The 11,012-nt window shown below is 74.7% G+C and carries 9 protein-coding genes and 2 pseudogenes; 5 read left to right on the forward strand and 6 right to left on the reverse strand.

Going from position 1 to position 11,012, the window contains the following annotated elements:
• Window positions 1–80: 80 nt before the first annotated feature.
• Window positions 81–314 (reverse strand): annotated as a pseudogene (locus ABZ172_RS29700) (hypothetical protein); the annotation flags it as partial.
• A gap of 168 nt (window positions 315–482) precedes the next feature.
• Between ABZ172_RS29700 and ABZ172_RS29705 the strand changes: the two are divergent.
• The 5 genes and pseudogenes from ABZ172_RS29705 to ABZ172_RS29725 all read left to right on the forward strand — a co-directional run bounded on the left by ABZ172_RS29705 (window position 483) and on the right by ABZ172_RS29725 (window position 6,201).
• The gene (locus ABZ172_RS29705; protein WP_356888401.1) at window positions 483–1,259 is read left to right on the forward strand and encodes an ATP-binding cassette domain-containing protein; all 777 of its coding nucleotides are present in this window, start codon (window positions 483–485) and stop codon (window positions 1,257–1,259) included.
• Window positions 1,231–3,318, forward strand: coding sequence for a YhgE/Pip domain-containing protein (locus tag ABZ172_RS29710; protein WP_356888403.1), 2,088 nt, complete (start codon window positions 1,231–1,233; stop codon window positions 3,316–3,318). The genes ABZ172_RS29705 and ABZ172_RS29710 overlap by 29 nt, the downstream gene beginning before the upstream one ends.
• Before the next feature lie 29 nt (window positions 3,319–3,347).
• The gene (locus tag ABZ172_RS29715; protein WP_356888405.1) at window positions 3,348–3,959 is read left to right on the forward strand and encodes a TetR/AcrR family transcriptional regulator; all 612 of its coding nucleotides are present in this window, start codon (window positions 3,348–3,350) and stop codon (window positions 3,957–3,959) included.
• A gap of 372 nt (window positions 3,960–4,331) precedes the next feature.
• Window positions 4,332–4,618 (forward strand): annotated as a pseudogene (locus tag ABZ172_RS29720) (DUF4126 domain-containing protein); the annotation flags it as partial.
• An 89-nt stretch (window positions 4,619–4,707) separates the two neighbouring features.
• Complete coding sequence (locus ABZ172_RS29725; protein ID WP_356888407.1) at window positions 4,708–6,201, forward strand: NAD(P)/FAD-dependent oxidoreductase; 1,494 nt, start codon at window positions 4,708–4,710, stop codon at window positions 6,199–6,201.
• A 61-nt stretch (window positions 6,202–6,262) separates the two neighbouring features.
• Here the strand turns inward: ABZ172_RS29725 and ABZ172_RS29730 are convergent, their stop codons facing one another.
• From ABZ172_RS29730 to ABZ172_RS29750, 5 genes are all read right to left on the reverse strand, one after another.
• Complete coding sequence (locus ABZ172_RS29730) at window positions 6,263–7,234, reverse strand: hypothetical protein (RefSeq protein WP_356888409.1); 972 nt, start codon at window positions 7,232–7,234, stop codon at window positions 6,263–6,265.
• Between the two features lie 50 nt (window positions 7,235–7,284).
• Window positions 7,285–8,202: a methylenetetrahydrofolate reductase [NAD(P)H] gene (gene metF, locus ABZ172_RS29735; RefSeq protein WP_356888411.1), complete on the reverse strand. Its 918-nt coding sequence runs from the start codon at window positions 8,200–8,202 to the stop codon at window positions 7,285–7,287.
• A gap of 197 nt (window positions 8,203–8,399) precedes the next feature.
• Window positions 8,400–9,050 carry a thiamine phosphate synthase gene (gene thiE, locus ABZ172_RS29740; protein WP_356888413.1) on the reverse strand — a complete coding sequence of 217 codons (651 nt, stop codon included), beginning with the start codon at window positions 9,048–9,050 and terminating at the stop codon, window positions 8,400–8,402.
• 143 nt (window positions 9,051–9,193) lie between these two features.
• The gene (locus tag ABZ172_RS29745) at window positions 9,194–9,559 is read right to left on the reverse strand and encodes an Rv2175c family DNA-binding protein (protein WP_356888415.1); all 366 of its coding nucleotides are present in this window, start codon (window positions 9,557–9,559) and stop codon (window positions 9,194–9,196) included.
• A 67-nt stretch (window positions 9,560–9,626) separates the two neighbouring features.
• Entirely contained in the window at window positions 9,627–10,859 is a 1,233-nt protein-coding gene (locus tag ABZ172_RS29750) for an FAD-dependent oxidoreductase (protein ID WP_356888417.1), read from the reverse strand.
• Window positions 10,860–11,012: the final 153 nt, after the last annotated feature.

Below are 11,012 nucleotides of genomic sequence, written 5' to 3' on the forward strand. Positions count from 1 at the left end.
TCACACTATCCCCCCCTCCCCCCCCCCCCCTCCCTCTCCTCCCCCCGGGGGGTGGCGGGCGCCCCGGGGGGCCCCCCCCCGGCGGCCGCGGTGCGCAGTGCGGCGAGGTGCGCGGTGGCGTAGCGCTCGTTGGGGATGTCGAGACCGGCGGCCTCGTCCAGGCCCGCGTGGGCCTGGGCGAGCAGGTCCAGGGCGGCGGGCGGCGCGGTGGTGCGGCGCAGGACGGGGTGCACGTCGGTCGCCGGACCGGTCGGTGAGGGGGCAGGGCTGACTGCGCGGGGCCGCGGGGCGGCGGCTGCGGACGAGCTGGCCATGACGAACCTCCTGTCGTCGCGTGACGGCTCGGTGGCCGTCTGTGTCCATCATGACGGGCGGCACTGACAACCCCTCAGGAAACGGCTCTGACCTGCCACTTTGCCTGGAGCGCGAGTTCCGGCTAACTTTTTGCACTGACCAGTCAGTTCAAAAATGGGGGTGGGTCCGTGGACAGCCCGTACGGGGCGGCACTGAGCGCCGAGGACTTCGGGCTGCGAGGCCCGCGCGGCTGGGCCTTCCGGGGCGTGGGGTTCACCGCGGAGCCCGGGTCGCTCGTCGCGGTCGAGGGCCCTTCCGGTTCGGGGCGCACCTGCCTGCTGCTCGCGCTGACCGGCCGGATGCGGTCCACGCAGGGCCACGCGGAGGTCGGCGGCGAGCGGCTGCCGGGGCGGCTCGGCGCGGTGCGCGGGTTCAGCGCACTGGGCCCGGTCCCCGGGGTGAACGAGCTGGACCCCTCGCTGACCGTCGACGAGCACCTGCGGGAACGGGCCCTGCTGCGGCGCCGCTTCGACGGTTCGCTGCGCTCCCTGCTGCGCCCCCGCGCCGAACGCGCGGCGGAGGCCGCGGACACGGTCGGCACCGCGCTGGCGGACGCGGGGCTCGACCTGGGCACGCTGCCCAAGGCAGGCCGGACCTCCGTGCGGGACCTGGAGCGCCTGGAGGCCCTGCGGCTGTCCGTGGCCCTGGCGCTGATGGGCCGTCCCCGGCTGCTGGCCGTGGACGACACCGACCTCAAGCTCTCCGCCGCCGACCGCGCCCTGGCCTGGGACCTGCTGCGCGCCCTCGCGGCCGGCGGGACCACGGTGCTGGCCGTGTGCAGCGAGGCACCGCGGGACGCGCTCGTGGTGCGCACCCGTCCGGCGGCCGGCCCGGACGGACCCTCCGACGACACGACGACCGGGAAGGACACGGCTGATGCGATCGCCGGGACTGGCCGCGCTTGAGCTGCGGCGGTTCGGCCGGGGCCGGATGCCCCGGGCCGCACTGGTGGCACTCCTCCTGCTGCCCCTGCTGTACGGAGCGCTCTACCTCTGGTCGTTCTGGGACCCGTACGGGCGGCTGGACCGCATACCCGTCGCCCTGGTCAACGAGGACCGGGGCGCGCGCACCGGGGACGAGCGCCTCGCCGCCGGTGACGAGATCACCGACGGGCTGCTCGACTCCGAGGTCTTCGACTGGCACGAGGTCGGCCCGGCCGAGGCCGGACGGGGCGTCGAGGACGGCACGTACTACCTCTCCCTGACCGTGCCGCCGGACTTCAGCGAGCGGATCGCGTCGAGCGCCGGGGACTCCCCCGCCGCAGGCGCCCTGCGGGTGCGCACGAACGACGCGAACAACTACATCGTCGGGCAGATCTCCCGGACGGTCTTCGCCGAGGTGCGCAGCGCCGCGTCGGCGAAGACCTCCCGCGGCTTCCTGGACCGGATCTTCATCGACTTCTCGGGGCTGCACGACGCCACGGCGAAGGCAGCCAAGGGCGCCGACGACCTGGAGAGCGGCCTCACCAAGGCGAAGAAGGGGTCCAAGGACCTCGCGGACGGCCTGAAGGACGCCCGATCGGGCAGCGGCACGCTGTCCGCCGGGGTCACGAAGCTGAACAAAGGCGCAGGCGACCTGGAGACGGGGTCCCGGCAGGTCGCCGGCGGCACCCAGCAGCTCGCCGACAAGGTCGACGCGGTCGCCGGCGACCTGCGCCCCTTCCTGAAGGACAACGGCCGGGCCATCGGCGACACCGCCCGGCTGGTCGCCGATTCCTCCCGGGCCGTGCGGGACAACCTGGACCTGCTCGCCGAAGCGGCACCCGCCGCCTCGGCCGCCGCCCACCAGGCCTCCGGTGACCTGACCGAGGTGTACCGCGTCCGGTGCGAGGAGCAGCCGGTCCCGGACCCGGAGGTCTGTCCGCAGCTCCGACGCGCCGAGGCGGCGGCGAAGGACGTCGCCGGGGTGTCCGACGACGTGGACGCGCTGGTGAAGGATCAGAGCGGTGACCTGGCGACCCTGCGCACCCGGCTGACCGGTCTGGCGAAGCAGGCCGACGCCCTGGCGAAGCGCTCACCGCACCTGGACACGGACCTGGAGTCCGCGGTGGCGAAGATCAACGCGCTCAACACCGGCGCGCACCAGGTCGCCAAGGGCGCCGACGCCCTCCACACCGGCCTCGGCACCGCGAAGACGGGAGCCGCGGATCTCCACACCGGTGTCACGAAGCTCGACAAGGGCGCCAACGGCCTGAAGAGCGGTCTGTACCGGCTGGTCGACGGCTCCGCCACGCTCGCCCAGGGGCTCAACGACGGCGTGGCGAAGATCCCCGACTACGACGCGGACGAGCGGGACGCCCGCACCGGCGTGATGGCCGATCCGGTACGGCTCGCCTCCTCCTCGCTGCACGCGGCGCCCGACTACGGCACCGGCTTCGCCCCGTACTTCATCCCGCTCTCGCTGTGGGTGGGCGCGATGGTCGCGTACATGCTGATCCAGCCCCTCAGCCGGCGGGCCCTCGCGGCGGGGGCGCCCGCCTGGCGCATCGCCCTCGCGGGCTGGCTCCCGGTGGCCGCGATCGGGCTGCTCCAGGTCGCCGCCCTGATGTCGGTGCTGCACTGGCGGCTCGGCCTGCAGATGGCGCACGCCGCCGGCACCATCGGCTTCCTGGCCCTGGTGACCTGCTGCTTCGCCGCGATCGTGCAGTGGCTCAACGCCCGCTTCGGCGCCGCGGGCCGGATCCTCGTCCTGGCGGTGCTGATGCTCCAGCTGACCTCGGCCGGGGGCACCTACCCCGTCCAGACCAGCCCGGGGTTCTTCGGGGCGATCCACCCCTACCTGCCGATGACCTACGTCGTGGAGGGGCTGCGGCGGCTGATCACCGGCGGCGGGCTCGGGCCGGTCTGGCAGGGCTGTGCCGTGCTGCTGGTGTTCACCGTGGGCGCGCTGGCGCTGACCGCGCTCTCGGCCCGCCGCAAGCAGGTGTGGACCCTGGACCGGCTCCACCCGGAGCTGAGTCTGTGACCGCGCCCGCACCTGTGAGAATCGTGCGCATGGACAGCAGTAGCACCACACGCCGCCAGGTCACCCGGCAGAAGCTCTACGAGGCGGCGGTGACCCTCATCGCGGAGAAGGGGTTCTCCGCGACGACGGTGGACGAGATCGCCGAGCGCGCCGGGGTGGCCAAGGGCACGGTCTACTACAACTTCAAGAGCAAGACGGAGCTCTTCGAGGAGCTGCTGCGGCACGGCGTCGGGCTGCTCACGCAGTCGCTGCGGTCCGCCGCCGACTCCACGGACGCCCGCGGCGGCACCCGGGTGGAGGCCCTGGACGCGATGATCAGGGCGGGTCTGGTCTTCATCGACCGCTACCCGGCCTTCACCCAGCTCTACGTCGCCGAGCTGTGGCGCACCAACCGCGCCTGGCAGTCCACCCTCCTGGTGCTGCGTCAGGAGGCCGTAGCCGTCGTCGAGGAGGTCCTGCGGGAGGGTGTCGCGGGCGGTGAGCTCAGCGAGGAGATCGACATCCAGCTGACGGCCGCCGCGCTGGTCGGGATGGTGCTGGTGGCCGCGCTCGACTGGCAGGCGTTCCAGCCCGAGCGGACCATCGACGACGTGCACTCCGCCCTGTCCCTGCTGCTGCGCGGCCGGGTCGGCGGGCGCTGAGGCGGCGGCGCCCCCGGTCAGACCCCCCGGAACCGGGAACACCCGGACCGGGATCCCCGGAACCAGGAGCGCCGGTCCGGTGGGGCCCGGTCACCCGGATCCCACCGGACCGGCGTCCGGTACCGCCGCGGAGCCCTCCCCCGTGACCCCGTGTCCCCCGTGGTCCCGGAGCTCCGCGCCGTGTGCCCCCGTCACGTCCGGGGTGCCGCGCCGTTCCGCCGCCCCGTGCCGGCGGTCCGGGCGCAGCGCCCCTTCCGTGGTCTCCACTCTTCCGTCCGCGCGGGCGGGGCCCATCCGCGCCGCTACTCATCTCCGGGACTGGGTAGGGATACTCAGGACCGCGCACCGGCCCCTCCGGCGGCCGCCGGAGGGATGACGATCGCCTCCGTGTCCGTACTACTCCCCCTGGTGTGCACGAGCGGCTGGCGAACGGGATCAACGCCTACGCGGCGGTCCCGCTCCTCGGCCTGTTCGGCGCGACCGGTCCCACCGACGCGGTGCCCGTGTCTCTGCAGCGCACCGACGTGCTCGCGGCCGCCGGGGTGCTGTTCCTGTGCGAGGCGGTCGCCGACCGGATCCCGTATGTCGACTCGGCCTGGGACGCGGCCCGCAGGGTGGTCCGGCCGGTGTCCGGTGCGGTCGTCGCCGCGCTGCCGGCCGGCGCGGCGCCGCGAGGAGCGGCGAGCGGTCGGGGCGGGGTACCGGCCGCCCGGACGAGCTGCCGGCGGCACCCCTTAAGGTCACTGGCATGGCACGAATTGCGGTGATCGGCGCCGGGACGGGCGCGATGGCGGCGGCGGCCCGGCTCTCCGTGGCAGGCCACCGGGTGACGGTGTACGAGCGGTCCCCGACCCACGGCGGCTCGCTCGGGCGGCACGCCCGTGACGGCTTCGTCTTCGACACCGGCCCCGGGCTGCTGCACCTGCCCGCGGTCTACCGCGACCTGTTCGTGAAGACGGGCAAGGAGAGCCTGGAGCAGTGCGTGACGCTGACCCAGGTCGACCCGGCGAGCCGCCATCTCTTCGCCGACGGCACCGAGGTGTCGCTGCCGAACGCCTCGCGGGCCGGGGTGACCGGTGCGCTGGACCGCGCGCTCGGTGCGGGGGCCGGGGCCCGGTGGGGCGACTTCCTGGACCGGGCCGGCGCCGCCTGGAACCGGTCGCGCAGGCCGCTGCTGGAGGAGCCGCTGCCCGAGGACGGGACGCCGCCGCTCCGCGATCCCTACCCGGCGGTGCGCAGCCGGAGGCTGCTGCGCCCGGCCCGGCAGGCACGCACGGTGGCGGAGATCGGCGCCTGGGAGCTGGCGGACCCCCGGCTGGCGGCTCTGCTGGACGGTCACGCCCTCGCGTACGGCCTGGATCCGCGCCGTGCCCCGGCGTCGGCCGCCTTCCTGCCGTACATGGAGGAGACCTTCGGGACCTGGTACGTCGCCGGGGGCATGCGCGCCCTGGCGGACGCGGTGCACGCGCGCTGCGTGGCCCGCGGGGTGGAGTTCGTCTTCGGCGCCGAGGCGGTGCGGATCACCGAGAAGGACGGCCGGGCGGCGGGTCTCGAACTGGCCGACGGCACGAGCGTGGAGGCCGATCACGTGGTCCTCGGCGCGCCGCCGGCGCCCGGACTGCTGCCGGTCCCGGACGGCGGGCGCCCCGCGGCGGGCCCCTCGGTGCCGGGCCGCTTCGTCGTCATGCTGGCGCTGCGGGGCGGCCGGGAGGCCGGCGCCGTCCACCGCACGGTGGTGCACACCGGGGACCCGTCGGCGGAGCAGGAAGCGGTGTTCGGCGGCCGGACGGCGGAGCAGCCGACGGTGACGGTGCTGCGTCCGGACGACCCCGCGACCCGTCCGGACGGGGAGCACGAGGCGGTGACCCTGACGGTGACGGTGGCGCCGCACGGTCCGGTCGACTGGACGGACGCGGCCCTGCGGGAGCGGTTCCGGGACACGGTGATCGGCCGGGCCGCCGAGGCTGTTCCCGGGCTCCGCGAGCGGATGCTCCACACGGAGGTGCGCACCCCGGCGGAGACCGCGGCCGACACCGGCGCGGAGGGCGGCTCGGTGCCCGCCCCGGCCCTGGCCGGGGCGGACGGCGGGTATCTCCACGCGGGCAACCGCACCCCGCTGCCGGGCCTCTACCGGGCGGGCGGCTGGGCGCATCCCGGCGGCGGGACGGCCCACGCCGGGATGTCGGGCGCCCTGGTCGCCGGGCTCGTCGTGGAGGGGGACGGGTTCCGCGGCTCGCAGTGAGCCCGGGGCCGGAGTGCCGGGGGCGCGCGGTGGAGCGGCGGCCCCGGCGCCCGCGGAGGGGTCAGTAGCGGTACTGCTCGTTCTCACCGGTGTCGTAGCCGTTGCCGTACGGGGCGGGCCGGGCGGGTGCCTCGGGCGGCAGCGGGGCGTGCCGGTCGCTCTCGCGCTGCTGCGGGACCCAGACCCCGCCCGGCGGGGTGTCGGTGTACTGCCCGGCGTACGGGTCGTCGGGCTGCTGCCGGTCGGTGCCGTAGGAGGCGGGGTCGTAGCCGTTGCCGTGGCCGTAGGCGTCGTACGGGGCGTACTGGCCGGTGCCGGCGGTGGTGCCGGTGTACGGGTCGGTGTAGGGGGCGTAGTCCTGCCGGTCGGTGCCGTAGTCGTACGGGCCCTGCGGATGGGCGCCCTGGTCCCGGTAGGCGTCCTGGCCCGGGTCGTAGGCGTGGCCGCCCTGGCCGTAGTCGTCCTGGCCCGGGTAGCCCCCCTGGCCCTGGCCGTAGGGGTCCGGGACCGCCTGTGTGCCGTAGCCCTGGTACGGGTCGTAGGCGGCGTACTGCTGCTGCTCGCCGTGCGGGTCCTGGCCGTCGGCGCCGGGCGGGGCCGGGTCGCTGTAGACGCCGTACTGCCCGGTGTCGTCCGGCATCGGCTCCGTCGCGTAGACCGCGGCGGGGAGGGGCTCCGCCTGCCGGGGCGCCTCCTCGTACTCCAGGCCGGACACCTCCAGCACCGGCTCCCTGTTCTCCGGGCCGCCCGCGCGGCGGCGGCGCCGGCTCGCGCCGGGGCTGCCCCCGAGGGCCCAGCCGGTGGAGAAGCCGCGCCGGAAGGAGAGGGTCACATAGGTCTGGCCGGTGGCGAAGGCGATCGCGCCCACGATGATCACCAGCACGGAGGGGATCAGTACGCCGAGGACCACCCCGAGGAACCCGGTGAAGGCGAGCAGTCGCCAGCGCAGCCGCGCCTTGTACTGCAGGAGCACCTCGCCCAGCAGCCACAGCGCCACTATGCCGAATGCGATGTAGAGGACCGTCCAGCCCACGCCCGCCCCCTCCTACGGCCACCGCCCCGGTTCGTGGCGGGTACGGCCGGTCACGACTGCTTGTGCAGTCCGAGATTCTCGTAGATCTCGAGTGTCGCCGTCGAGTTGTTGAGCGTGATGAAGTGCAGCCCCGGAACACCCTCCGAGAGCAGTTTCGCGCAGAACTCCGTGGCGAACTCGATGCCAATGGAGCGTACAGCGACCGGGTCGTCCTCTGCGGCGAGGATGCGCTCTTTCAGCGAGGAAGGCAGGGACGCGTTGCTGAGCTGCGCGAACCTCTCCAGCTGTCGGACGCTGGTGAGCGGCATCACCTCGGGAATGACCGGGGTGTCGCAACCCGCAGCGACGACGCGGTCACGCATCTGCAGATAGCTTTCCGGCTGGAAGAACATCTGGGTGATCGCGTAGTCGGCGCCGGCGCGGCACTTGTCCACGAAATGACCGATGTCGGAGTCCCAGTCGGTGGACCGGGGATGCATTTCCGGAAAAGCCGCGACGCCGACGCAGAAATCACCGGCCTCTTTGATGAGCCGGACCAGGTCGGCCGCGTACCGCACGCCCTGCGGGTGTTCGACCCACGCGCCCATCGGGTCACCGGGCGGGTCGCCGCGCACCGCGAGGATGTTGCGGATGCCGGCGTCGGCGTACTGCCCGACCATGTTGCGCAGCTCGGCGACCGAGTGGTCGACGGCGGTGAGGTGGGCGACCGGGGTGAGCGTGGAGTCGGCGGCGATCTGCTGGGTGGCCCGGACCGTGCCGGCGCGGGTCGACCCGCCTGCGCCGTACGTCACGGAGACGAAGCTGGGCGCCACGGCCTCGACCCGGCGCAGGGCGTTCCAGAGATTCCGCTCGCCCTTCTCCGTCTTGGGCGCCCAGAACTCGAACGAGAACGAGGTCTCGCCGGTCGCGAGCAGCTCACGCACGGTCCGCGCGTGATCCGTCCTGGTGGAAGGTGTACCAAAGGCCATACTGGGAGGTTAACGAGGGCGTGGCGGTACCCCAACCACAGAGACTGAAATGACCGTAATGTGGCCGATTTTGTCCACGCCTCGGACATCTCGTCTAAGCGCTCCGGCCGGCCCCTTCCGCCGTTCCTCCGCGCACCCCGCGGCGGCCCCGGCCGTGCCCCGCCCGGGCCCGGACGGCCGGCGGGCGCCCGGGCCGGTCAGACGGCGCGCTCGCGGACGCGGCGTGCGAGTGACGCGGCGGCCCCGGCGGGATCCGCCGCTTCGGTGATCGCCCGGACGACGACGACACGCCGGGCGCCCGCGTCCAGCACCTCGTCCAGATTGCCCGCGTCGATCCCGCCGATGGCGAACCAGGGCCGGGTCGTGCCGAGCGAGGCGGCGTAGCGCACGAGGCCCAGGCCGGGGGCGTACCGGCCGGGCTTGGTCGGGGTGGGCCAGCAGGGGCCGGTGCAGAAGTAGTCGACGCCGTCCTGCGCGACGGCGGCGTCGACCTCGGACTCGGCATGGGTGGAACGGCCGATCACCACGTCGCCGCCGAGGACGGCGCGGGCCGCGGGCACCGGCAGGTCGCCCTGCCCGAGGTGCAGCACGTCGGAGCCGACGGCGTGCGCGACGTCAGCCCGGTCGTTCACCGCGAGGAGTGCGCCGTGGCGCTTGCAGGCGTCGGCGAACACCGCGAGGTGTTCGAGCTCCTCGGCCGCCTCCATGCCCTTGTCCCGCAGCTGCACGACGTCCACGCCGTGGGCCAGCACGGCGTCGAGGAACTCGGGGAGGTCGCCCTGCCGCTTGCGGGCGTCCGTGCAGAGGTAGAGCCGGGCGCCGGAAAGCTGGTTGCGAGGCGTGGACATGACGCGTTCCCCCGTCGGTGCGTGGATGGATCACTGGTGCGGCGACGAGCCGCGCGGGCGTCGGCGGCCCGCCGGGCGGGTCCGGTGACGGCGGGGTGCGGGCCGCGTGTGCCGCGGCCCGCGCCCCGCCCACGGTGCTGCGCTCAGACGGCGAGCGCCTGGGCCCGGCGCTTCACCTCCGTGCCGCGGTTCTCGCTCAGGGCCTGTGCGGGGGTTCCGGGCAGGCTGGAGTCGGGGGTGAAGAGCCACTCAAGCATCTCTTCGTCGTTGTAGCCGTCGTCCCTCAGGAGCGTCAGGGTCCCCACGAGACCCTTGACCACCCGGTCGCCGTCGATGAAGGCGGCGGGCACCTGGAGCGCGCGGTTCTCACCGCGGCGCACGGCGATGAGCTGGCCTTCCTTGACCAGCTGCCGTACGCGCGTCACCTCGACATCGAGCATTTCCGCGATGTCGGGAAGGTGGAGCCATGCGGGGACGAGAGCATCGGTCTTTGCGTCAATCTCGGTCACAGGGACAAGCCTGCCATCCCGGACCGACAGCCGGTAGCCGGGCCGGGCGTACGGGGCCCCGCCGCCCCTACAGCGCCGCCGACCGCAGCGGGACGGAGGGGTCCGACGCCCGCGCCGGATCGAGCCGCGCCCCGGCCTCGACGAGCTTGCGCCCCTGCGCCAGGTCACGCGGCCTGCCGACGGCCAGCAGCGCCACCAGGACGCCCTGCCGCAGCCAGCAGACCGTCCAGGCCGGGTCCGCGGCGGTGCCCCGCCACAGCAGCGTGTCGGCACCCGCGTGACGGCCGGCGTACTGCACGAAGCGCCCGAACTGCTCGGACCAGAAGTAGGGCACCGGGTCGTACGCCCGCACGGCGCCCCCCGCGAGGGAGGCGGCGACGGTGCGGGGCCCCCGGAGGGCGTTGTCCCAGTGGTGGACCAGGAGCCGCTCCCCGTAGCGGGCGGAGGGGAAGGACGCGCAGTCGCCCACCGCGTGGACGTCGGGCAGCGAGGTGCGCAGCCGGCGGTCGGCGGTGACCGAGCCGTCCGGGCCGAGCGCGATGCCCGAGCCCGCCAGCCACCCGGTCGCGGGCCGCGCGCCGATGCCCACGACGACCGCCCCGGCGGGGATCGTCCGGCCGTCCGTGAGGTGGACGGCACCCTCCTCCACGCGCGCGACCCCGGCCCCGGTGAGGAGTTCGGCTCCGCTCTCGGCGTACCAGCCGGCCATCGGGGCGGCGACCTCGGTCGGCAGCGTGCCCGCGAGGGGGTGGTCGGCGGCCTCGACGACGGTGACGGAGCATCCGGCCGCGCGGGCGGCGGTGGCGAACTCGGCGCCGATCCAGCCCGCCCCGACGACGACCACGTCGTGCCGGCGTTCCAGCACCGGGCGCAGCCGTGCCGCGTCGTCGAGGGTGCGCAGCAGATGGACTCCGGGGACGCCCTCGGAGCCCGGTAGCGCGACGGGCTCCGCCCCGGTGGCGAGGACCAGCGCGTCGTAGCCGACGGGCCCCTCGGTGGTGTCCAGTTCGTGCGCCGCGGCCCGCAGACCGGTCACGTCGAGCCCCAGGCGCAGGGTGATGTCCAGGGCCTCGAAATCGACGTCGAAGGCGGAGTCGTCGGCCGTGCCGAGCAGGACCGCCTTGGACAGGGGCGGCCGGTCGTAGGGCTGGTGGGGCTCGGCGCCGATGAGGGTGACCGGGCCGGTGAAGCCCTCGTCGCGCAGGGCGACGGCCGTCTGCACACCGGCCATGCCGGCCCCCACGATCACGACGTCCCCGGGCGGTCGCCGGGCTGCCGGGTCCTGCGTCTGCTCGCTCACCCGTCCACCCTAAGGACTGTCCCGGTCCGGATCGGGCCCGGCCCGCGCACCCGGCACCGCCCCCGGCGCTCCCGCCGTCGGCCCGCGGCCCGTCCGACGGGCGTCTCCCGCCGCTGCGCCGCGTCCCCCCGGGGCCGGTTCGCCGGCAGCGTC

Origin of the sequence: Streptomyces sp. NPDC006296, from assembly GCF_040613235.1 — a bacterium.
GTDB lineage: Bacteria > Actinomycetota > Actinomycetes > Streptomycetales > Streptomycetaceae > Streptomyces.